We start from the raw sequence: 23,505 nt of genomic DNA, 5'->3' as shown, positions 1-23,505 counted from the left end.
AATGGGTACGAACAACAAGGTGCTGGAAATATTCATGGATAGACTTCGCATTGCATTGCTGGGCCTGCCACGTCGGCAGAAACGCCTGCTTCAGGTCATGACCGATGTGCTGCTGGTCTGGACCGCCCTGTGGTTGGCGTTCGCAGTGCGCCTTGGCTTCGACGAGATGATCAATCCGTTTAGCAGTCATCCGTGGCTCCTTGTCAGTGCTTCTTTAATTGCTATCCCATTGTTCGTGCGTTTTGGTATGTACCGTGCCGTCATGCGTTACTTGGGTAACGATGCCTTGATCGCGATCGTCAAGGCCGTCAGCCTGAGCGCGTTGGTTTTGGCGCTCGTGGTGTACTGGGGCGCCTCTTATATGGCGCCTGTGCCGCGTTCGGTTATCTTCAATTATTGGTGGCTCAGCCTGGTGATGATTGGCGGCTTGAGATTGCTTATGCGTCAGTATTTCATGGGCGATTGGTTCATTCCCTCCGGCCAAGTGCCCTTCGTCAACCGGGGGGCCGGTCTTACCAAAGTGGCGATCTACGGAGCCGGGGCTGCCGGTAATCAGCTTGTGGCGGCTTTGCGTATTGGTCGAGATATGCAGCCGGTAGCTTTCATCGATGACGACACCAGTATCGCGAATCGCATGATCTCTGGTTTGCAGGTGTTCAAACCCAAGCATATCCAGAAGATGATTGAGCTCACCGGCGCTCAGGAAGTGCTCTTGGCCGTTCCGTCGGCGAGTCGTGCGCGACGCCGTGAAATCCTCGAGTATTTGGAAGGATATCCACTGCACGTACGCAGCGTGCCGGGTTTTATGGATCTGGCCAGTGGCCGTGTGAAAGTTGACGACATCCAAGAGGTCGATATTGCCGACTTGTTGGGGCGCGATGCGGTGCCTGCGCAACCCGAGCTTCTGTCCCGTTGTATCAGCGCAAAGGTCGTTCTGGTCACGGGAGCGGGCGGGTCGATCGGTTCTGAACTCTGTCGACAGATTCTCGCCCTGCAACCGGCGACTTTACTGTTGTTCGATCACAGTGAGTTCAACCTCTACAGTATTTTGAGCGAACTGGAGGAGGTCATCGCCCGACAATCGATCCCGGTGAATTTGTTGCCAATTCTGGGCTCAGTGCGTAATGCGGCTAAAATGTTTGACGTCATGACTTCCTGGAACGTCGAGACGGTGTATCACGCCGCAGCCTATAAGCATGTGCCGTTGGTGGAGCACAATATTGCTGAAGGTATGCTTAACAACGTCATCGGTACGTTGAATACCGCGCAAGCGGCGTTGAAGGCCCAGGTCGAGAACTTCGTGCTCATTTCCACGGACAAGGCCGTGCGCCCTACTAATATCATGGGCAGCACCAAGCGCCTGGCAGAAATGGTCTTGCAGGCGCTGAGTCAAGAACTTGCGCCGGTGCTCTTCGCTGACAGCGGTAATGTTGCCCGGGTCAATAAGACTCGTTTCGTCATGGTGCGCTTCGGCAATGTGCTGGGGTCCTCCGGCTCGGTTATTCCGCGTTTCCGCCAGCAGATTAAATCCGGCGGTCCCATCACCGTTACGCATCCCAATATCACCCGTTATTTCATGACAATTCCAGAGGCGGCCCAGTTGGTGATCCAGGCGGGATCGATGGGGCGAGGCGGAGATGTGTTTGTGCTAGACATGGGGGAGCCTGTAAAAATCGCCGAGCTTGCCGAAAGAATGGTTCACTTGTCTGGCTTGAATGTATGCTCCGAGAAGAACGTGCACGGTGATATTGCGATTGAATTCACCGGTTTGCGGCCTGGTGAAAAGCTTTATGAAGAATTGCTGATAGGTGACAACGTGGTCGCGACACAGCACCCGATGATCATGAGCGCCAACGAAGACCATCTGCCATGGGAACAACTCAAGGCCAAACTGGATGATCTGATGGCCGCCGTTACCATGGATGATTACTCACGGGTCCGAATGCTGCTACGCGAAACCGTAAGCGGTTACGCGCCCGAAGGTGAAATCGTCGATTGGATATTCCAGCAACAACGCTTGATTCCGCAACACAGGGATCGTTAATGGAGCACGTTGGTGGTTGCCAGGAGGATAGGCTTGCCGTTTAAGTTTAGGGGACAACGGCAGTCCGCAAAACTGGGCGTCTGGGCCGAGATCCAGCTTTCGGATGGGCTGTGGATATCGTGTTGCCAGGGGTAAAAAACTTTCATTAATTTCCTGTTGGCCTGGGAACGTCATTGCGGGCATGCTCCATTTCATGACGGGCCCTGCTGATGCGCAATAGCTTATTGCTACAATCCAATCAAAAAGGCAGAGAAGAGGAGACAGCGCTGAGCATTCGTCCAGGCAGTTTGATTAATCAAGCATTACGCGGATTCAACTGATTGCGCAATACCACTGCGTTCTCAGGCATTGCTGCTGATGCGTGAAATTTCAGGAGCCTGGCGCGGCGCGGCAGGTATTAACGTGCCGCCGGTGCCATGTCATTCAGTTCACGCTGGGATGGCCAGAGAAGGTCTAACCCTCGAAGCTGACACAGGCACTCTTTTTGATGAGCGTTTTATCAGTCATGCGTGACGTCGCCCGGTTCAATAAAAACGGAGTTGCACCAGAGGCAGGTCAAGATGCGTAAAGGATTTATGGATAAATTAAGAGTCGCCCTGCTAGGGTTGCCACGACGCCACAAGCGGGCGCTACAACTGGCAACGGACATTATTCTCGTCTGGATCGCCCTCTGGCTGGCGTTCGTCGTTCGTCTGGGTGTTGAGGCATTGGCCAGCCCGATTGCTACGCATTTATGGCTTTTCGGCTCTGCCCCGTTGGTTGCCATCCCGATCTTCATCCGATTTGGCATGTATCGCGCTGTCATGCGTTATTTCGGTAACGATGCGCTGATCACGATTTGCAAGGCGGTCAGCCTTTCGGCCTTGCTGCTGGCCCTTGTGGTGTATTGGTATAGCAATCATAAAACCGTAGTGCCACGCTCCATTATTTTCAATTATTGGTGGTTGAGCCTGATCATGATTGGCGGTTTACGCCTGATGATGCGGCAGTATTTCCTGGGGGACTGGTTCACCGCAGCTCAACATGTTCCATTCGCCAATCGAGACGATGGTCTGCCCAAGGTTGCTATCTACGGGGCCGGAGCCGCTGGTAATCAATTAGTGGCCGCGCTACGCATGGGGCGGGTGATGCGACCGGTCGCATTTATCGATGATGACAGTAATATCGCAGACCGCGTGATCGCCGGGTTGCAGGTCTACGCACCCAGAAATATTCAAAAGATGATTGATACAACCGGCGCAGAAGAAATCCTGCTGGCGGTGCCTTCCTCCTCACGTGGGCGTCGTCGGGAGATATTGGCGCTGCTTGAAGGTTTCCCGCTGCATGTGCGCAGCGTTCCGGGCTTCATGGACCTGGCCAGTGGTCGGGTCAAGGTCGATGATATTCAGGAAGTAGACATCGCGGACCTTCTCGGGCGCGATTCGGTACCCGCACAAGCTGACCTGCTTGAACATTGTATCGCTGGACAATCTGTCTTGGTCACTGGGGCCGGTGGTTCGATTGGTTCCGAGCTTTGTCGCCAAATCCTGGCATTGAAGCCGACTACCTTGCTGCTGTATGAGCACAGCGAATTCAATCTCTATAGCATCCTGTCCGAACTTGAACCTCGAGTCATTCGGGAATCGTTGTCGGTTCGGCTATTGCCTATTCTGGGATCGGTACGAGACCAGGACAAACTGCTCGACGTGATGAAGACCTGGAGTGTCGATACGGTTTATCACGCCGCCGCTTATAAACACGTCCCGATGGTCGAGCACAACATCGCCGAAGGCATCCTGAACAACGTAATCGGCACATTGAACACAGCACAGGCTTCGTTACAGGCGGGGGTGTCGAATTTCGTCCTGATCTCCACGGATAAAGCGGTGCGCCCGACCAATGTAATGGGCAGCACCAAACGGCTTGCGGAGCTGACATTGCAAGCCCTCAGCCGTGAGTTGGCCCCCGTGTTGTTTGGCGACAAGGGCAACGTCTCGCGGGTTAACAAAACGCGTTTCACCATGGTCCGGTTCGGCAATGTATTGGGCTCGTCCGGTTCGGTTATACCCTTGTTCCACAAACAGATTAAATCCGGCGGGCCGTTGACGGTTACCCACCCCAAGATCACCCGCTATTTCATGACCATTCCCGAGGCCGCACAGTTGGTTATCCAGGCAGGCTCCATGGGGTTGGGCGGAGATGTGTTTGTGCTGGACATGGGGGATCCCGTGAAGATTGTCGAGCTGGCGGAAAAAATGATTCATCTGTCCGGCCTGAGCGTTCGATCAGAAAAGAACCCCCACGGCGACATTGCAATCCAGTTCACCGGCCTGCGCCCGGGCGAGAAGCTTTTCGAAGAGTTGCTAATTGGTCACGACGTCGTCGCGACCCAGCACCCAATGATCATGAGTGCCAACGAAGACTACCTGCCTTGGGACGTCCTCAAGAGCAAGCTGGCTGAATTGCTGGTCGCGATTGAGCGGGATGACTATGCCAGGGTCCGCCAACTGCTTCGGGAAACTGTCAGTGGTTACGCCCCGGATGGAGAGATTGTCGACTGGATCTATCAGCAGCGGCGTCTTGAGCCCTGATTGTTACACAACCGGTAACGTACACATTTTTGACAGCGGTGCATCATCGCCTAAGTTTGAGAGGCAGCTTGGGAAAAAAGCTGTTTCTTCTTAACGATGTCATGGAGCTTCACTGATGCGTACACGTTATTTCTACTCCTTGGTTTTTGCCCTTCTGACCAGCGCCTCAATAGGTGCTGTCGCCGCACCTGCCGCGAAACTGGAAACCGTAGCCTCGCAGCAAGCCGTTGACGTGGGAGCATCTCAACGCGTTAAAATTGATCTTAATGGTGCAGATGCCACGACCTTGCAACGTGAGTTGTTGGGAGTTGGAGAGGCCAAGGCCAAGGCGATTGTGGCTTATCGTGAGAGCAATGGGGCATTTTCGTCGGTTGAAGAGCTATTGGAGGTCAAGGGAATTGGCAAGGCTATAGTGGATCGGAATCGTGACAAACTGGAAGTGAGATAAGGGCTAAGTAGCTAGCGAAAAAGGCCGGCTTCGATGGCCGGCCTTTTTGCATTCCATCCGATAGTTCTAGCGTTGCACCAACATATTCGAAATCGCCACGCATCCTCTTTTCAGGAAACGGCGCGCTGTAGCGAGTCGACGATATGGGTGAGTTGGTCTTCACTCAGCCCCATCCAGAGTGGCAGGCGGATCAAGCGTTCCGACAAGGTATCTGTATTTGTCATCGTGCCATGGGTACGACCGTAACGTAGCCCAGCTGGAGAGGAGTGCAGCGGTACGTAGTGGAACACCGAATAAATATGGTCGAGCTTGAGTTTATCTAGCGTGCGCTGGCGGTCAATGCCGGGAGCAAGTAATACATAGTACATATGGGCATTATGCGTACAGTTTTCCGGGATGATCGGACGGCGCACCGCGCCTTTCAATTCAAGCTCCTTGAGCGCCTGGTGATAGCGGCTCCAGCTATTCAGGCGATTCTGTGTGATTGACTGTGCCTCTTCCAGCTGTGCCCAAAGAAACGCGGCGGTCAATTCTCCTGGGAGATAAGATGATCCAACTTCCTGCCATGTGTATTTGTCGACTTCGCCCCTGAAGAAGCGGCTTCGGTCCGTACCTTTCTCGCGGATGATTTCGGCGCGTAACGACATTGCCGGGTCGTTAACCAATAGAGCGCCACCTTCGCCGGAGATCACATTCTTGGTTTCATGGAAGCTATACGCACCTAAATCACCAATACTACCTAAAGCTCTTCCTTTATAAGACGCCATGACACCCTGTGCAGCATCCTCTACGACGTAGAGGCCGTGTCGGCGGGCGATCTCCATTATCGTGTCCATTTCGCAGGCAACGCCTGCGTAGTGAACCGGAACGATTGCCTTGGTGCGAGGTGTAATTGCGGCTTCAATTAACCTTTCGTCTAAATTCAAGGTATCTTCTCTGATATCCACAAACACTGGTATCCCGCCGCGCAATACAAATGCGTTAGCGGTGGAGACGAATGTGTAAGACGGCATGATGACTTCGTCCCCGGGTTGAATATCCAGCAGTAGAGCTGACATTTCCAAGGCCGCAGTACATGAGTGTGTCAATAACGCTTTTTCACTGTGGCTATACTGTTCCAGCCACTGGTGGCAACGTCGGGTGAAGGGGCCGTCACCGGAGAGTTTATTGAGGAATTTTGCTTCGGCGATATAATAAAGCTCTTTACCCGTCATATAAGGGCGATTGAAGGGAATTTTAAGGTCGCTCACTGCATGTCTCCGGATTATTGTTTTCTAGCTAACAACAGGAGCGAACTCCCGAAGGGGAGCGTGATACCTGCCTTCAACAAGCTATGCTCTATCTTCATGACGAATTCCAGGATCCGATTCGTCGTCGGGGTAATCTTGGTGGGTGCCATCCAGCACAAAACCAATACCGCAACCAATTTCCAAAAAATTGCGAATGTCGCCGATACGAGATCTCAATACCCACATAATTACTCGGTTACGGGCCCGAAACCACCAATGCCGTGCCTCAGGCGGAGCAAGGACTTCGAAGGCCGACTTGGGGAACGGGGTGCGATCTAAGTTCATTGCCTAAGCTCTCTGTTAGTTAATGCGCTTCAGGCGGCTGTCTCGAAGGGTATCCCACAAATAAATAATTGCGCCACAAGTGGCGGGGATTAGTACCATCAACGTGTAATTTGCCAGGGAGGCACCTACAGCTACGTTGGCCGGTACGTCCAACAAACCATAAAAATATACAAAAAAACCTTCTCGCACGCCGAGCCCGCCAATGGTTAATGGAACCATGGTCAGGATAGCAATGACAGGATATAGTGCTAAATGTTGAACGAAGGGGATGTCGTAGCCATACGCTCGAAATACCAGATATACCACCAATATTAGCGATATTTGATGGCAGAAAATATAGAGCAAGGAACTTTTAAGCGCCCGTTGATAAGGAAAGCTGACCGTGCTGGCGTGAAGTTTTTCTATATATCCTAATAGGCGAGACAGCAGCGAGTTCTGAAAAATGAGATGGCTATAGAGTGTATGGATTTTTCTACTGCTGAATGAAAGTTGCGCGCCGACTGCGATGCAACTGATAACGAGAACGGTAATGTTGAGCGAAGTGTAATTGTCTGATTTCGGTAGAAAAGGCAGAGCGCAAAGGGTAAGAGCACACAGCACCAATAGGCCCATCATCCTATCTATAATGACGGTACTGCCGGCCGTTCCTCGCTTATCCGGGTGACGTCGCTCGATATGGAGCATACGAAAAGCGTCTCCGCCTTGTGACGATGGAAAAACCAAGCCTTGAAACTGAGAGACCAAGCTCACCTTCCATAGACTGGGTAACGCTTCATCAATTGAGTTGAGTCGTAAAAATACTTGCCAGCGACTGATGGAGAAAAACGAGCTTAGCGTCAAGGGAATGCCCGCAGCCAACGCAAGATATTGCCATGCTTTAATGCCATCAATTAATGACGCTAGCTGGATATCTAGTGTTTTTGCCAGGAAGACAAAAATTAAAATGGCAAAAATCAGTCTTAAAAGCGTTGCGGGCATGCGGGCTGCTCAATGCTCGAGGAAGGCGAATACTTCGCTAAACACAGAGGAAATTGCCTGTGCAGTGGGGGGGGCGTGCGGGATGGTCGTTTGCACCATGTTTCACCTTGAGTGACAAAATATTGCTTATGACTGTTTAGAGTCTATATAACCGACCAAGTCGTTCACTGTTTGAAGGCGTTCAATGTCGTCGTCGGGTATCTGAATCTGGTAATGGTCCTGGATAGCAATCATGATGGCGAAAATATCCATCGAGTCGATTCCCTGGTCGATCAACTTCAGGTTGTCACGTAATGACGAAGCGTCCGCCACAACATTAGCTTTCTTGATGAGCTCAATGATCGTTTCTTTTGTAGTTGGCACGGTCGGTGTTTCCTCGTTCTGGTGTTGCTGTTATCCCGGTCAGAAATTTTTCTACTCGGATTAAATGATGCGACGGTTGGAAGGCGATTTCGCGGCGGGCGCGAAGCTCAAGGCCGAGAATTTTGCCACAATCCAGGCAGTAGCGGGGCTGTCCTGCATGCAGTTCACGACCTTTTCCCGCGCGGCCGTCAATCGACGTTCAGGGCGCTGAAGTAAATGGTGCCGATCTGTTCCGAACCGAGTTCAATGCGAGTACGGGTCAGTCGGGTGCCCAGGGTTTGTTCGATCGTCAGCTCTACTCCGCCCAACTCATGGCTCAGCGGCCACTCGGGGCTTTCCCAGCGGCAGAAAACCCATTGGTGAGCACTGGGTAGGCACAGTTCTTTGAGATGCAACGCCTTGTTCAGTGATATCAGCACTTCTATCGAAGAAAAGTTTGCTGGCATGTTCGTCAGGCTAATCGAATGCTTGGCGGGAGAGTAATGGCTGTTGCTGTTGACCAGCGACTCGTCATAGGCGCGTCGAGTTTCGGCAAGTCCTTCGGCTTGAATCAATCTGCCTTCATGTTCAACGCCATCTAGGTGAAAAGTGAAGCTGGCAATGTCGTTACCCCCTGGCGTTTGAGGAGCGGACCTTGGCCACCAGTGACAACTGAGGAGATGGCTGGTCATTCTGCCAATTTTGAAGTCGAGCTTTTCGATCCTTGCGTCCGGCGCACGATCCATAATGGATTGCATCGTGGCACAGAGGATGTCGGCTCCCTGTATATAAGTCCTTTCGCCCTTGAAACCCAGTGAAAGCTCGGTGGAGTGCATCATTTCAATTTCCCCAGGTGGGCCGTCATGTTCGCCCTATGATTGATCGCGAAGTTTCCGGACACAACGCTATGTGGTGCGATATCGCTGATGACTACCGAGCCCATTCTTATTTGTACAGCGTCCCCGATCACCAGACCCTGGGCGATGGAGCAGGAGGCACCGACCCATACGCCTGCTCCCAAGCGAGAGCGCCCGGCGACCACGGTGTTGCCGGATACAACGCAATTTTTGCCAATCACCGCGCCGTGACCAATATTCGTCATGATGCCAATCTGGCAATTATCGTGGATAGTGGTCGGTTGCTGGAATAAAGAGCGCGCAATCACCGCGCCAGCGAGCACTTGACAGCCTGATCCGATGCGTACGCCGCCCTGATGCTTGACCATCGTCAGCGTGCCGTCGCCGTTGCGCAGGGTGATGAGGCCCTCGGCGCCCACTACGGCATTCGAACCGATGAAAACGTTGTCTCCGATCTCGACAGGGCCTTCAATGACAACATTCGCTGAAACTTCGACGTTGTTGCCCAGTTTAGCCAATGGCGAGATAACGGCGCTGGGGTGTAGTTTGCAGTTGTCTCCGATGATGGGGGGAGGCAAAGTTGCGCATCCCGCCTCTTGGTTGAAACTATTGTAGAGACGGAAAAAGGCGGTTCGAGGGTCGACGCAGAATACAATTGTTTTTTCCGTCGCCCGTACTTCATCCATCAGATTTTCGGGGCACAGAATACAGGCCACGTTCACGATGGCCAGCGCTTTATGCAGGTAGTGAATGTTCTGACAGTACACCAAGGCGCCGGGTGCTTGTGCTTCAATTTCGTCGAGGTGCGTAAAGAAACCGCTATTTAAAGTATCTTCGGGCGGAAAATAATCCATGACTCGGTAGGTGGAGGTCATTATTAATCCACATGCTCTTCGATAATTGGGAACTGGCTAAGGTGAGTTGCGTTTTCTACCAGCCTCCCTAGGTACTCACCCTGTACGCCCAAAGCCAAAAGTATGTTGCCGGCAAGAAAGGACACGAGGATAGCAAGTGACGCCCAGCCGGGCACAATATGGTCAGTCAGGAGGGTGCGCAGCAGCACGAACACTGCGAAGAGAATACTCGACGCACTGACCATGAATCCCCAAATCACCACATAGCGCAATGGCAGGAGCGAGTAGTTGATAATGAGGAACGATAGCGTTTTGAACATCTTGCCCAAGGTGTAGGTGCTTGGACCGCCGTCGGCGCGCGGTGCGTGACGTATGGTCACATTCGCCATCATGCTGATGGGCACCGAATTGAACAGCATCGCGGCAATGTGAGGATGTGATCCTTGATACCTGGCCAGCTGTTTCGCCACTTGCTGGCTCATCGCCCTGTAGCTAGAAAGACCGAAATCAGTCGGTTTGCCCAACACCTTGCTGACTAGTTTCTGATTAAGCCAAGAGGCCAGGTTGCGCCAGGTACTGTGTTGTTTCTCGGCCATCGGTATCTTGCCGATTACGACATGCTTGCCCGCCTGGAGCTGGTCGATGAAAAGCGACAAGTCCTCAGGAAAACACTGCAGATCGTCGTCAATCGTCACGACATAGCGTTTGCAGGCGTAGCTGATGCCGCACAGGGTGGCATGTTGTTGCCCTTTGTTCCTTGCGAAGCGAATGGCTTTGACCCGCGGGTCCTGTTCGTGAAGCGCCAGTGCGGCAAACCACGTCTGATCCGGGCTCGCATCGTCCACCAGGATAATCTCCCAGTCGTCGCAAATCAGCCCGAGGGCTGCTTGTGCACGTGCGTAAAACTCCGGGAGCGTATTCATGCTCCTAAAAACGGGTACAACCAAGCTAACTGAAACGGTTCTATCGATCACCTTGAGCTTCATCCTGACCATTGGATTAAACGATGACACAGGCTGCCGATGCGTCCTGTATGGATGTTACGGGCTTGTAGATTCGTTGCTTCCGCTTGGTCGTGCACGGCATGTCGCAGCCGATGGGGTGAGCATCAGGCTTTACCAGTCACCAGCGTCGCTCGACTTCAAGCAGGCATTGTGAAACCTCAGCGGATCTTCGTTAAAAAGTGAAGGATTTTAAGCCATGGAAGAGAAGGTGTCACGGCACCGGGAGCTTGATGCTTCTTCAATAGGCGGGGGCTAGGTTGGTGTTCGAAGCGTTACCCTAAATGGATATCACGCCGAACAGTGGGCGCGACGGACGCATGATAGGTTCGGTGTCGGGATTCGGCTATCATCGGCGCTGGCGAGTGAGCCTCTATTGACAAGATGGACAGTCCATCTTGATTCGACCGGATGTTTGATTGATGAGAGAAGCGGTAATAAGAAAAATCCAGATCCTGCACCTGATATTGTTTTTTGCAGTATTGCTGAGTGGGATATTTCTCCCAATCTATTCTGATGAGGTGGTGACAAAATTCAGAATTGCGCGGCTTTTTCTTGAGGAAGGCAATGCGGTTACGTTATATCCACAATGCACGGCCACCGCCGGGCGAGCGGTCGTTTGGATATTTTATCCGGCTGCGATGTCACTGTCGGCCGTATATGGTCATCTGGGGCCGCTTGGCCTGAGGGTCAGTGGTATTGTTTTAGCGCTGATCTGGTTCGGTTTGCTGGCTTATTGGTGTTTGCGCCAAGCGCACGACTCGGGAGCAGGGCTCCAGCGTTTTGCCGGATTAGTCGCAGTGGCGTCGCTGGGTGTCCTGCCTTTTTTGTGGGTTATGTCGCGTCCGGAGCATCTTCTGATACTGGCGATTCTGGTGCTCTGCCTGTCTGCTCTGTTTTTGAAGGAAGGAAAGTCTCCACGAGCACAAGCGGCAATCGGGGTAGGGTTAGCATTTTTGCTGTCTTTGTTCTTCTATGCTCATCCCAAAAGCCTGTTTTACATGCCGTTCGCGCTGGCGGCCGTCTGGTCGGCGACAGCTACCTACCATAAAGTGGTTCGCTATGGCCTGCTGCTATTCGTATTGGCCTTGTGCGTTCAAGTCTTCCTGTATTTCAGCGCACTGGGGGCCTGCCAAGACGCTCCCCAAATTCAACAGCTGTTAGCGACCAACACCCTATTGCCGGGAATGTTGTTCAGTGCCCCCTTTGAGTTCATCAGCGCCGCCTATAACAATTTAATAAGCTTTCCTGAGCGGATGTTGCCGCACCTGAACTTTAATGCTACTTACCAATCCGGTTGGCTGCCTCCGATGACGGACAGCTTTGGAGCGTTGCCATATCTTAACTTGACCATTGAATACGCCCTATACGCATTTATAGTCGCGACTCACATTCTAAGCATTCTGGTGTTTTTGTTGCAAGTGCTTCGCCGACGAATCACTGTCCCGGTGGTGTTGGCGCTATTGTTGACCGGGGCAAATGTGATTAACGCATTCTTCTACAATATCCAGAATTTCTACGCAGGCGTTCAATTCGTGCCTGTTTCCATCATCATCGCGGCCTTATTGATGCATACCCGGCGCGCAGCGAAGCTGAACAACGCATCGGTATTGGCCGCTTATTCACTTCTATTGATCCTTGCGACGGCATCGCTGGTGACATTGTCGGTATTCGTTACGCCAGGCCTCGTTGGTAATGCAGCTTTTACCCAGTCAAGCTTGCCTGGGCAACCATTGTCAATTCCGGTTTTTGGTGTACAACCTCATTTGGAGTCAATTACAAAGTTGGGGACGTCATGCAATATTCCCACGCAGTCAGCAGAGAACGTTGTCGTTGATCATATGACATACTTTGCCTATCTGCGCGATAAGCAACCGATCCACGTTCTCTATGTGTCCGAAATTGGATATGGCGGCGACTTGAGTAACGGCAAGTTGTTGCCGTTTCTAAAAGGACTAAACAGTCCGGGGCTGATCACCCGGTGCGAATGGGTACCCTATCCATTCAGGGAGGCGCAGGAAAAAGATGATAAAGGTTATTGCTGTGTCAATTTCGGTAAGCTCTGACAGGCACTGCTCCTGATTACGTCGCACGGAAAGCGCTGATGGGAAAAGAGGCCGGTCGCAATGACCGGTCCGCGCTTTCCGGTGGGTTTGACTTCGGCAGAGTGAAGGCCAGCAAGCTCTGTAAAACATCGGCGTGATTGAACCCGGCATGAAACGTCACTGAGCCTTTATCTCGACGATTCCGAGCAACTGCTTTTGCAACTACTGACTCTTGCCAATCACACCTGATCAAGGATTCTCGCCATGTACAAAGACTACCCAGCCGCCTACCAGGTCAGCAAAGGCTCAGCCCTGCAGGTGGACAAGCCCTTTTACGACCGCATCCGCACCCAGCAGGACAAGCGCACGCTGATCGAGCAATTCGAAGTCCCGATCCGCACCGGCCGAGCCTGGCACGTACCGGCCGGTCATGTGTTTCGCGTCACTACCCCTGTGGGCCCGCAGGTGGGCGATTTCAACGTCTGGAACGCCCACGATCCCCGTGAACGCCTCTGGGCGGCGCGTACTCGCCAGCTCCAAGGCGCACATGTCAGCACTCATGATCGGTTGTGGTCGAACCTGCCATTCCTGCGGCCACTGGTGACCATCACCGATGACAGCCTGGCCGGTTATGGCATCGATGAGCACGGTGGACGGCTGCACGACTTGCTGGGTACGCGCTGCGACCCCTATGTGAACAAAATGCTGACTGGCGAGGACTTTCACCATCACTGCCATTCGAACCTGACCCGTGCGGTGCTGCCCCACGGCCTGACGGAGTTCGATGTGCACGACGTGTTGAATATTTTCCAGTGCACGGGGCTCAATCATGACGACATGTATTTCATGAAGGCCTGTCCGGCGCAGAAGGGCGACTACCTGGAGTTTTTTGCCGAGATCGATCTGCTGTGCGCGTTGTCCACCTGTCCTGGTGGTGACCTGTCGCTGGCGATGTGGGGGCCGGATGCGCAAGATCCGCTTAGCGTCTGTCGTCCCCTGGGAGTGGAGATCTACAGGCTCGAGGATTCATTGCTGGCAGGCTGGAGCCAGCCTGAGCGGGCGGCATACAAGGGCTTGCATGGCTTGCACATTGCCAAGGCGGATTGGGAGCAGTGAGGTAGCAAGCGCTGGCTTTTTGTGGCGAGGGAGCTTGCTCCCGCTGGGCTGCGTAGCAGCCCCAACAGCCCAAACCCGCTTAGCCTGACACTCCGCGCCAGCAGGTTTAGGGCCGCTTCGCGCCCCAGCGGGAGCAAGCTCCCTCGCCACGGAAGCGGTGTGCAGCTTAACGATCCTTGGCCTCCTTCGCATCCATCTCGGCATTGCGCTCGGCCACACGCTTGCGCTGTTCATCCGTCAATTCAACCTTGTTGGCGGTGTCGCGCAGCATCATCAGACCGCCAACGATCGAGCCGATTGCAACAATCAGAATCAACCAGGCATACCAGGGCATAGGGCTCTCCTTGAGGGGGCGATGGACGAACGAGCATTTCGCTGTTCCATCGCACCTATCGCTTATGAGCGAAAGTCGCTCGCAGTGGTTCAATACTACGCCCGTTCTGCCGCTTTCACCTCAGAGCCCGGTCAGCATCGCATCAGCCGGCGCATCGGCACGCAGTTGTGCGGTGAGCAGGAAGTACAGGAAGCCCGCCGCCATGAAGCCGAGGAAGATTAGCCCGATCAGCGCATTGAACCAGGCCATCGCCACCAGGCACACCACCGCCAGAACCAGGGCGATCCCCGGCACGATCGGATAACCCGGTGCGCGAAAAGTACGTTCCAGGTTGGGTTCGGTTTTACGCAACTTGAACAGGCTGAGCATGCTCATGATGTACATGACGATGGCGCCGAACACGGCCATGGTGATCATCGCGGCGGTCAGGGTCATGCCGCCGAGGTTGATCAGGCCGTCGCTGTAGATCGCGGCGATGCCGATCACGCCACCGGCGACGATGGCCCGGTGCGGGGTCTGGAAGCGTGACAGTTTGGCCAGGGAGACAGGCAGGTAGCCGGCGCGGGCCAGGGCGAAGAACTGGCGCGAATAGCCAAGGATGATGCCATGGAAACTCGCCACCAGGCCGAACAGGCCGATCCATACCAGCATGTGCAACCACCCGGAGCTTTCGCCGACCACGCTTTTCATGGCTTGGGGCAACGGATCGTTGATATTCGACAGGGTCCGCCAATCGCCCACGCCCCCAGCGAAGAACATCACGCCCATCGCCAGCACCACCAAGGTCAGGATGCCACTGATGTAGGCCTTGGGAATCGTACGTTTCGGGTCCTTGGCTTCTTCGGCCGCCATCGCTGCGCCTTCAATAGCGAGGAAGAACCAGATGGCGAAGGGAATCGCGGCGAACATGCCGGCAATGGCCGGTGCGCCGAATACGTCGGAACCGGCCCAGCCGTTCAAGGCAAAATGGCTGAAGCTGAACGCCGGGGCGACGACGCCCATGAACACCAACAGTTCGGCCACGGCCAGTACGCAAACAATCAGCTCGAACGTCGCAGCCAATTTGACCCCGAGGATGTTCAGGCCCATGAAGACGATATAGGCGCCGACCGCCGCGTGTTTCGGGTCCAGGGCGGGAAATTGCACATTCAGGTAGGCACCGATGGCCAGGGCAATGGCGGGCGGAGCGAAGACGAACTCGATCAGCGTCGCCAGGCCTGCAATCAAGCCACCTTTTTCACCGAAGGCTCGACGGCTATAGGCAAACGGCCCGCCGGCGTGGGGAATCGCGGTGGTCAGCTCGGTGAAGCTGAAGATGAAACAGGTGTACATGGCCGCGACCATGAAGGATGTCACCAGAAAACCCAGCGTCCCGGCCACGCCCCAGCCATAACTCCAACCGAAATACTCGCCCGAAATCACCAGCCCGACGGCAATGCCCCACAAGTGCAAGGTGCCTAGCGTGGGTTTGAGTTGTGTGTTCATCGTGGCTCCCCTCGATCGTTAGCAAAAGCGCTGGGGAAGGGCAGTGCAGTGGGCGTGCCAGGGTGGCGGGGGCAGTCGTAACGGGTCAAATGGTGTCGTATCGGGGATGTTCCTTGCTCGTTGGGCTCCTGTTGTGCGCCAGTTAAGGGCATCAGAGTCTGTGATGCCGTCTTCGCGAGCAAGCCCGCTCCCACAGTAGATCTGTGGTGATCCACTGATTTCACGTACACAACCTATCCATGTGGGAGCGGGCTTGCTCGCGAAGACGGCAGTCCAGGCACTGGCATAACGATGCCTTGCCCCATTTTTTACAGATTCTTTACCCCCCAAGCCTCCCTTCGATCTCGTTCCTTTACAGCCCCCTTGCCGACAATTACCTCACACACGGCACGACGCCGTACCACGGAGAAATCCCATGAGTGTTCTGGACGGGGTGTCGCTGCTGCTGGCAGTGGCGCTGTTCATTTATCTGCTGGTTGCGCTGTTGCGCGCGGATCGGAACTAGGAGCGGCTATGCACGGTTATGACTATGGGCTGGTCCTCGCCTTTTTGCCCTGGTGCTGATCCCGGCACCGTTTCTGGGGCGTTTTTACTATCGGGTGATGGAGGGCCAGCGCACTTGGCTGTCCCCGATCCTCGGCCCGGTGGAGCGCGGTTGCTATCGCCTGGCCGGCGTCGATCCCGACCTTGAGCAGAGCTGGCAGAAATACACCCTGGCCTTGCTCGCCTTCAACCTGGCCGGTTTTTTCGTACTGTTCGCGGTCTTGTTGTTCCAGGGATATCTGCCCCTCAACACCGAGCAATTGCCGGGCATGGAATGGACCCAGGCCTTCAACACGGCCGTGAGTTTCGTGACCAACACCAACTGGCAGTCCTACAGCGGCGAGGCATCCCTGAGCTACCTGAGCCAGATGATCGGCCTGACCGTGCAGAACTTCGTCAGCGCCGCCACCGGGCTGGCCGTGCTGGTGGCGCTCTGCCGCGGGATCGGGCGCAAGTCCACCGCGACGCTGGGCAACTTCTGGGTCGACATGACCCGCGCCACCCTTTATGGGCTGTTGCCGCTGTGCCTGTTGTTGGCGCTGTTCCTGGTGTGGCAGGGCGTGCCGCAGACTTTTGCGCATTATGTGCACGGGGTGACGATGCAGGGCGTCGACCAGGTGATTCCATTGGGGCCGGCCGCGAGCCAGATCGCCATCAAGCAATTGGGCACCAACGGCGGCGGTTTTTTCGGCGTCAACTCGGCACACCCCTTCGAGAACCCGACGGCCCTGAGCAATCTGTTCGAGGTTGCTTCGATCATCCTGATTCCCGCCGCGCTGGTGTTTACCTTTGGCCATTACGTCAAGGACCTGCGTCAGAGCCGGGCGATCATCGCTTGCATGCTGGTGCTGTTCTTGATCGGCGGCGCCACGTCGCTGTGGGCCGAGTACCAGCCCAACCCAGCCCTGAACAGCCCTGCCGTGGAACAGACCGCGCCCCTCGAAGGCAAGGAAGCGCGCTTCGGCACCACCGCTACGGTGTTGTGGTCGGTGACCACCACAGCGGCGTCCAACGGCTCGGTCAACGCCATGCATGACAGCCTGAATCCGTTGAGCGGCATGGTGGCGCTGGTGAACATGATGGTCGGCGAAGTGATCTTCGGCGGCGTTGGGGCCGGGCTCTACGGCATGTTGCTGAACGTGCTGATCGCGGTGTTTCTGGCTGGATTGATGATCGGTCGTACCCCGGAATACCTGGGCAAGAAGCTGGGTGCCAGGGAGGTGCAGTTGCTGGTGGTTACCCTGCTGGTCATGCCCGTGAGCGTGCTGGTGCTGGGCGCCATCGCCGCGAGTTTGCCCGGGCCGGCCGCGGCGGTGAGTAATCCGGGGGCCCATGGTTTCAGCCAGTTGCTGTACGCCTACACCTCGGCGGGAGCAAACAACGGTTCGGCATTCGGAGGGTTCAGCGCCAACACGTCTTTCCACAACCTGATGCTGGGCCTGGGCATGTTGATCGGCCGTTTCGGCTACATCCTGCCGGTGCTGGCGTTGGCTGGCAGTCTGGCGCTGAAGAAAACCGCGCCGATCGGCCAGAACAGCTTCCCCACCCACGGCCCGCTGTTCGTGACCTTGTTGACCGTGACCATCCTGCTGGTGGGTGGACTGACCTTCCTGCCGACCCTGGCGCTGGGGCCGATTGCCGAACACTTGAGCATGGGCTTCTGAGGAACTGATGATGAATATGCCGATGAGCAAAACCGTTGCCGCCAAGGCACCGGAACAACCGAAAGCCAGCCTGTTGGCCCTGTGGCGGCCCGCGCTGGTGCAAGCCTTCGTCAAGCTCGACCCGCGCCAGCTGCAACGCGCCCCGGTAATGCTGGTGGTGGAACTGACTGCGATCCTGACCACCGTCCTCTGTTTCATTCCCGACAGCGCAGTGCCGACGTTTGTGGCAGCGCAAATTGCCCTGTGGCTCTGGTTCACCGTGCTGTTCGCCAATTTTGCCGAAGCGTTGGCCGAAGGTCGCGGCAAGGCCCGGGCCGACAGTCTCAAGGCCGGCAGTGAGGGCCTGAGCGCACGTCGCCAAACCGCCAGCGGTTTTGAGGTGATCCCCGCCACCCGCTTGCGCAAAGGCGATGTGGTGCGCGTCGCAGCGGGGGAGATGATTCCCGGCGACGGTGAAGTGATCGAAGGCATTGCCGCCGTCAACGAGGCTGCCATCACGGGTGAATCGGCGCCGGTCATTCGTGAGTCCGGTGGTGATCGCTCGGCCGTCACCGGCAACACGCGGCTGGTGTCCGACTGGTTGCTGGTACGGATTACCAGCAACCCTGGCGAATCCACCCTGGACCGCATGATCGCCCTGGTCGAAGGCGCCAAGCGCCAGAAGACACCCAACGAAGTGGCGCTCGATATTCTGCTGATCGGCCTGACGCTGATTTTCCTGCTGGTGGTGGTGACGCTCCAGCCGTTCGCTCACTTCGCCAATGGCAGCCTGCCCCTGGTGTTCCTGGTGGCGCTGTTGGTGACGTTGATCCCGACCACCATCGGCGGGTTGCTCTCGGCCATCGGCATCGCCGGGATGGATCGTCTGGTGCGCCTGAACGTGATCGCCAAGTCCGGCCGTGCGGTGGAGGCAGCGGGGGACGTGCATGTGCTGATGCTGGACAAGACCGGCACCATCACCTTCGGCAACCGCCGTTGCGCGGCAGTCCATGCCGCCCCCGGCGTGAGCGCCCAGACGCTGGCCGAAGGTGCGCTGTTCGCCTCGCTGGGCGACGATACGGCCGAGGGCAAGTCCATCGTCGAATACCTGCGGGGCTTGAATCCGCAATCCGAGCCCGGCCTCGAAGCGTTGACGGTTGTGCCATTCAGCGCCGAGACGCGGTTGTCCGGCGTCGATTATCAAGGACGCATCTACCGCAAAGGCGCTGTGGATTCGTTGTTGGATTTCATCGGTCTACCGCGCAATGAGCTGCCGTCGGCCCTGGCCCGGGAGGTCGACAAGATCGCCCAGAGCGGTGGCACGCCGCTGCTGGTGTGCATGGATGGCCGGCTGCTGGGCGCGATCCATCTCAAGGATGTGGTCAAGCCGGGTATCCGTGAGCGTTTTGCCGAACTGCGCAAGCTGGGAATCCGCACGGTGATGGTTACCGGTGACAACCCATTGACCGCCGCCGCGATTGCCGCTGAAGCCGGGGTTGATGACGTGCTGGCCGAGGCTACGCCAGAGAAAAAACTCGCGAGAATCCGCCATGAGCAGAACGACGGTCGGCTGGTGGCGATGTGCGGCGACGGTGCCAACGATGCGCCGGCCCTGGCCCAGGCCGACGTCGGCATGGCGATGAACGACGGCACCCAGGCGGCGCGGGAGGCCGCGAACATGGTCGACCTCGACAGCGACCCGACCAAGTTGCTGGACGTGGTGCAGATCGGTAAGGAACTGCTGGTGACCCGTGGCGCGCTGACCACGTTTTCCATCGCCAATGACATCGCCAAGTATTTCGCGATTCTGCCGGCGCTGTTCGCTTCGATTTATCCACAGCTCGGCGTGTTGAACGTCATGCACCTGAGCAGCCCGCAGAGCGCGATCCTGTCGGCCATCGTGTTCAACGCATTGATCATCGTCGTGCTGATTCCCCTGGCCTTGCGTGGCGTGCGGGTGCAGGCGGCGAGCGCGGCGGCGCTGTTGCGGCGCAACCTGTTGATTTATGGCCTGGGCGGGATTGTCGTGCCGTTCGTGGGGATCAAGGCGATCGATATGTTGCTGACGGCGATGGGTCTGGTTTGAGCCAGTAATGGGATGACCACTGACATTGTGGCGAGGGGATTTATCCCCGTTGGGCTGCGTAGCGGCCCCCAAGCCTGATACCTCAGTGTGTCAGGCAAAACGATGGCGACTGTTTTTGGGGCTGCTGCGCAGCCCAGCGGGGATAAATCCCCTCGCCACACATGTGTTTTCATATTGAGGATATTTGGATGTCCACACTCGTTCGCCCGGCCCTGAGCCTGTTGCTTCTGATGACCCTGATCACCGGCGTCGCCTACCCACTGCTGGTCACCGGCGTGGCGCAGGTCGCCTTTCCCGTCCAGGCCAATGGCAGCCTCATACAGGATGCAACCGGCAAGGTCCGTGGCTCGATGCTGATTGCCCAGGATTTCACCGGTGACGCCTGGTTCCATCCACGGCCATCGGCCGGTGCCTTTGCCACGGTCGCCAGCGGTGCCAGCAATTTATCCCCGAGCAACCCGGCCTTGGCCGCAAGGGTGCTAGATGAGGCCGAAAAACTGCAAGTGCCCGGGCAGGGGCCGGTACCACTGGCGCTGCTGACCACCTCCGCGAGCGGGCTGGATCCGCACTTGCCACCGGCCGCGATTGCCTATCAACTGGCCCGTGTCGCCGCGACGCGCAATCTGCCGGTTTCGACCTTGCAGCGATTGCTCGACGACAACATCGAGCAACCCTTGGTGGGCCCGCCGGTAGTGAATGTGCTGGCGCTGAACCTGGCGTTGGAAAAGCTGTAGACCAGTGAAGCCGCCTTCGCGAGCAAGCCCGCTCCCACATTGAATCTTGGCGGACGTAGAAATAGCGTACTACGTAGATCCGGTGGGAGCGGGCTTGCTCGCGAAAGCGGCTGAACATCCGCTACATCAACATCTGAAACGAGAGCCACCAGCATGAGCGACGCCGGCCGCGCCGATGCACTGTTAGCCAATCTGCCCCGCAACGACCGAGGCCGACTCAAGGTTTTCCTTGGCGCGGCCCCGGGTGTCGGCAAGACCTACGCCATGCTGCAAGCAGCCCACACGCGGTTGCGCCAAGGGGTAAAGGTGATTGCCGGTGTGGTGGAAACCCATGGCCGAACCGAAACCGAAGCGCTGCTTGGCGGCCTGGTGCAACAGCCATTGGTGCGCTCGGAATATCGCGGCGTCATGCTCGAGGAAATGGACCTCGACGGTTTGCTGGCGGCCCGGCCAGCCCTGGTCCTGGTGGATGAACTGGCCCACAGCAACGCGCCCGGCAGCCGCCATGCCAAGCGCTGGCAAGACATCCAGGAACTGCTCGGCGCTGGCATCGATGTCTACACCACCGTCAACGTCCAGCATCTGGAAAGCCTCAACGACCAGGTGCGCGGCATCACCGGTGTGCAGGTCCGCGAGACGTTGCCGGACTGGGTCCTGCAGGAAGCCGATGAATTGCTGCTGATCGACCTGCCACCGCGCGAGCTCCTGGAGCGCCTGCGCGACGGCAAGGTCTACGTACCGGAACAGGCCCGGGCGGCCATCGATGCGTTCTTCACCCAGACCAACCTGACTGCATTGCGCGAATTGGCCATGCAGACGGCCGCCGCCCAGGTCGATAACGACTTGGCCCAAGGCTATCGGCAGATGGGCCAGGCCGCACCGGCGGTGCGCGGACGTTTGCTGGTGGGCGTAGACGGTGACGTCCAGGCTGAACGCCTGGTGCGCCATGCCAGCCGCGTTGCCCAGCGTCGACATCTGCCGTGGAGCCTGGTGCATGTGGACAATGGCAGCGTTCGCGACGAGCCTTCACGCCAGCGCCTGCAAAATGCCCAGCAATTGGCCGAGCGCCTGGGCGGGGAAGTGGTGCTGCTGCGAGCCGGCGAGGTGGCCAAGACCTTGATCCAGCATGCCTGCGAGCGTCGTGCCACGCTGGTGTTGGTGGGACAATCCAGGCCGCGCCTGCGCAGGCGGCTGTTTGGCGGCGGCCTCGCTTCGCGCCTGTTGCGTGATGCCCGCGGCCTGGAAATCAACGTGCTGGACAGCGACGAGCAACCCCGTCCCGCCCGCGTGCGCTCAAGCGTCGTCCAGACCGGGTTCGATTATGTACTGGCGCTGCTGGCGACCGTGGCGGCCAGCGCCTTGGCCTGGGGGATTTCGGGAGTGTTGGCATTGCCCAATATTTCCCTGGTGTTCCTGATGGCGGTGTTGCTGGTGGCCGTGCGCAGCAGCCTCGGCCCGGCGCTCGCCTGCGCGGCGCTGTCGTTCCTGGCCTATGATTTTCTTTTCATCCCGCCGAATTTCTCCCTGACCATCCAGCGCGAAGAAGACGTGCTGACACTGGTGTTTTTCCTGCTGATGGCGGCCCTGACCGGCAACTTGGCGGCCCGCCAGCGTCGTCAGCTGCAGGCCCTGCGCGACACCCAGCAGGAAACCGGCGAGTTGCTCGACCTGTCGCGCAAACTCACCGCTGCCACCGACCGCCAGGCCGTCATCAGTGCTGCCGCCCAGCACCTCAACGGCTGGCAAGACTTGCAATTGTGCCTGCTCAACCGCGACAACCAAGGCAGTTGGAAGATCGAGAGCGGAGAACCGCTGACGTTCACCGAACCCGAGCGCGCGGCAGCCGACTGGTCCTGGCAACACGACCAACCGGCTGGCGCCGGCACTGGGACACTGCCATCCGGGCGTTGGTGGTGGTGGCCACTGTCAGCGGAGGGCGGGCCGTTGGCGTTATTGGGCGTGTGTCCGAAAGAAGGCAAGCCCCTGAGCGGTCAGCGTCGTCGTCTGCTGGCGGCCCTCAGTCAGCCGTTGGCCCAGGCATTGGCGCGGGCGCAACTGGCCCAGGATCTGGAAGCGGCGCGCCTGCATGGCGAGACCGAGCAGTTGCGCAGCGCCTTGCTGGCTTCGGTGTCCCACGACCTGCGCACGCCGCTGACTGCCATGCGCGGCAGCATCGACAGCCTGCTGGCGCTGGGGGAGGCGATCCCGCTGGCGGATCGTCGCGAGCTGCTCGAGGGCACCCGCGATGAAGCCGAGCGCCTGGACCGCTACATCCAGAACCTGCTGGACATGACCCGCCTTGGCCACGGTGCCCTGAAGCTGGCGCGGGACTGGGTGTCGCCGGCAGATATCGTCGGCAGCGCGCTGAACCGCCTGCGTGCGGTGCTGGCGCCGCTGGCGGTCGGCGTCGAGGTGCCCGTCGAATTACCCCTGCTGTATGTCCATGCCGCGCTGATCGAACAAGCCTTGGTGAATGTTTTGGAGAATGCTGCGCGGTTCTCGCCGGCCCACGGACGACTGTTGCTGAGCGCGGGGACGACGGACGCCGAAGTATTTTTTGCCGTCGCCGATGAAGGGCCGGGCATCCCGCAGGAAGAGCGGGAAAAGATCTTCGACATGTTCTACACCGCGGCGCGAGGTGATCGGGGCGGGCAGGGTACGGGGCTGGGCCTGGCGATCTGTCAGGGCATGGTCGGTGCCCATGGCGGGCGCATCAGCGTGACCGATGGCCTCGACGGGCGTGGCACCTGCATCACTTTGCACCTGCCGTTGCAAGCACAGCCGGGGATGGACGATGAAGCTTGAGCGGCGCTGGGTTACTCTTTTCCCACCGGCTTGCCTTTTCACCTGA

Annotated in this window: 17 protein-coding genes and 1 pseudogene; 10 read left to right on the top strand and 8 right to left on the bottom strand. The window is 57.1% G+C overall.

All coding sequences use genetic code 11. From position 1 onward, the window contains the following. The first annotated feature begins 34 nt into the window (after positions 1-34). The 3 genes from PFLQ2_RS08945 to PFLQ2_RS08955 all read left to right on the top strand — a co-directional run bounded on the left by PFLQ2_RS08945 (position 35) and on the right by PFLQ2_RS08955 (position 5,062). Complete coding sequence (locus tag PFLQ2_RS08945; protein WP_033046583.1) at positions 35-2,044, top strand: polysaccharide biosynthesis protein; 2,010 nt, start codon at positions 35-37, stop codon at positions 2,042-2,044. Positions 2,045-2,619: 575 nt separating this feature from the next. Then, positions 2,620-4,614 carry a polysaccharide biosynthesis protein gene (locus PFLQ2_RS08950; RefSeq protein WP_003183851.1) on the top strand — a complete coding sequence of 665 codons (1,995 nt, stop codon included), beginning with the start codon at positions 2,620-2,622 and terminating at the stop codon, positions 4,612-4,614. A gap of 115 nt (positions 4,615-4,729) precedes the next feature. Then, positions 4,730-5,062 (top strand): ComEA family DNA-binding protein, encoded by a 333-nt coding sequence (locus PFLQ2_RS08955; RefSeq protein WP_003183849.1) that lies wholly within the window; start codon positions 4,730-4,732, stop codon positions 5,060-5,062. Positions 5,063-5,172: 110 nt separating this feature from the next. Here the strand turns inward: PFLQ2_RS08955 and rffA are convergent, their stop codons facing one another. The 6 genes from rffA to PFLQ2_RS08980 form a co-directional block, all read right to left on the bottom strand. After that, positions 5,173-6,312, bottom strand: coding sequence for a dTDP-4-amino-4,6-dideoxygalactose transaminase (rffA, locus tag PFLQ2_RS08960; protein WP_003183847.1), 1,140 nt, complete (start codon positions 6,310-6,312; stop codon positions 5,173-5,175). Positions 6,313-6,651: 339 nt separating this feature from the next. Next, entirely contained in the window at positions 6,652-7,614 is a 963-nt protein-coding gene (locus tag PFLQ2_RS08965; RefSeq protein ID WP_003183845.1) for a lysylphosphatidylglycerol synthase transmembrane domain-containing protein, read from the bottom strand. A 126-nt stretch (positions 7,615-7,740) separates the two neighbouring features. Next, positions 7,741-7,977 (bottom strand): acyl carrier protein, encoded by a 237-nt coding sequence (locus PFLQ2_RS08970; RefSeq protein WP_003183844.1) that lies wholly within the window; start codon positions 7,975-7,977, stop codon positions 7,741-7,743. A 188-nt stretch (positions 7,978-8,165) separates the two neighbouring features. After that, positions 8,166-8,795 (bottom strand): hypothetical protein, encoded by a 630-nt coding sequence (locus PFLQ2_RS30015; RefSeq protein ID WP_003183842.1) that lies wholly within the window; start codon positions 8,793-8,795, stop codon positions 8,166-8,168. Continuing rightward, positions 8,792-9,688, bottom strand: coding sequence for a DapH/DapD/GlmU-related protein (locus PFLQ2_RS08975; RefSeq protein WP_003183840.1), 897 nt, complete (start codon positions 9,686-9,688; stop codon positions 8,792-8,794). Before PFLQ2_RS08975 ends, PFLQ2_RS30015 begins: the two co-directional genes overlap by 4 nt. A gap of 2 nt (positions 9,689-9,690) precedes the next feature. Then, positions 9,691-10,653 (bottom strand): glycosyltransferase family 2 protein, encoded by a 963-nt coding sequence (locus tag PFLQ2_RS08980; RefSeq protein WP_225970841.1) that lies wholly within the window; start codon positions 10,651-10,653, stop codon positions 9,691-9,693. 437 nt (positions 10,654-11,090) lie between these two features. On the opposite strand from PFLQ2_RS08980, the gene PFLQ2_RS08985 reads away from it, so the two are divergent. Both PFLQ2_RS08985 and PFLQ2_RS08990 read left to right on the top strand, forming a co-directional pair. After that, positions 11,091-12,734 carry a hypothetical protein gene (locus tag PFLQ2_RS08985; protein WP_033046181.1) on the top strand — a complete coding sequence of 548 codons (1,644 nt, stop codon included), beginning with the start codon at positions 11,091-11,093 and terminating at the stop codon, positions 12,732-12,734. A gap of 243 nt (positions 12,735-12,977) precedes the next feature. Beyond that, complete coding sequence (locus PFLQ2_RS08990) at positions 12,978-13,829, top strand: urea carboxylase-associated family protein (protein ID WP_003183834.1); 852 nt, start codon at positions 12,978-12,980, stop codon at positions 13,827-13,829. A gap of 166 nt (positions 13,830-13,995) precedes the next feature. Here the strand turns inward: PFLQ2_RS08990 and PFLQ2_RS28960 are convergent, their stop codons facing one another. Next, a complete protein-coding gene (locus PFLQ2_RS28960) occupies positions 13,996-14,163 on the bottom strand; it encodes a DUF2897 family protein (protein WP_003183831.1) in 168 nt (55 codons plus the stop codon). 120 nt (positions 14,164-14,283) lie between these two features. Next, entirely contained in the window at positions 14,284-15,648 is a 1,365-nt protein-coding gene (gene eat / locus PFLQ2_RS08995; RefSeq protein WP_003183829.1) for an ethanolamine permease, read from the bottom strand. A 415-nt stretch (positions 15,649-16,063) separates the two neighbouring features. Here eat and kdpF point away from each other — a divergent pair, with 415 nt between their 5' ends. The 5 genes and pseudogenes from kdpF to PFLQ2_RS09015 all read left to right on the top strand — a co-directional run bounded on the left by kdpF (position 16,064) and on the right by PFLQ2_RS09015 (position 23,459). Beyond that, positions 16,064-16,153 carry a K(+)-transporting ATPase subunit F gene (kdpF, locus tag PFLQ2_RS28000; RefSeq protein ID WP_003218754.1) on the top strand — a complete coding sequence of 30 codons (90 nt, stop codon included), beginning with the start codon at positions 16,064-16,066 and terminating at the stop codon, positions 16,151-16,153. Positions 16,154-16,161: 8 nt separating this feature from the next. Next, positions 16,162-17,855 (top strand): annotated as a pseudogene (gene kdpA, locus PFLQ2_RS09000) (potassium-transporting ATPase subunit KdpA). Positions 17,856-17,865: 10 nt separating this feature from the next. Further along, positions 17,866-19,920, top strand: a complete 2,055-nt coding sequence (gene kdpB / locus PFLQ2_RS09005) for a potassium-transporting ATPase subunit KdpB (RefSeq protein ID WP_003183826.1) — start codon at positions 17,866-17,868, stop codon at positions 19,918-19,920. Positions 19,921-20,108: 188 nt separating this feature from the next. Continuing rightward, complete coding sequence (gene kdpC, locus PFLQ2_RS09010) at positions 20,109-20,654, top strand: potassium-transporting ATPase subunit KdpC (protein WP_003183824.1); 546 nt, start codon at positions 20,109-20,111, stop codon at positions 20,652-20,654. A gap of 153 nt (positions 20,655-20,807) precedes the next feature. Continuing rightward, complete coding sequence (locus PFLQ2_RS09015; protein WP_003183821.1) at positions 20,808-23,459, top strand: sensor histidine kinase; 2,652 nt, start codon at positions 20,808-20,810, stop codon at positions 23,457-23,459. Positions 23,460-23,505: the final 46 nt, after the last annotated feature.

Source organism: Pseudomonas fluorescens Q2-87, from assembly GCF_000281895.1.
Classification (GTDB): domain Bacteria; phylum Pseudomonadota; class Gammaproteobacteria; order Pseudomonadales; family Pseudomonadaceae; genus Aquipseudomonas; species Aquipseudomonas fluorescens_S.
Note: the sequence above shows the minus strand (reverse complement) of the source record. Positions and strands in the feature narration are given on the sequence as shown.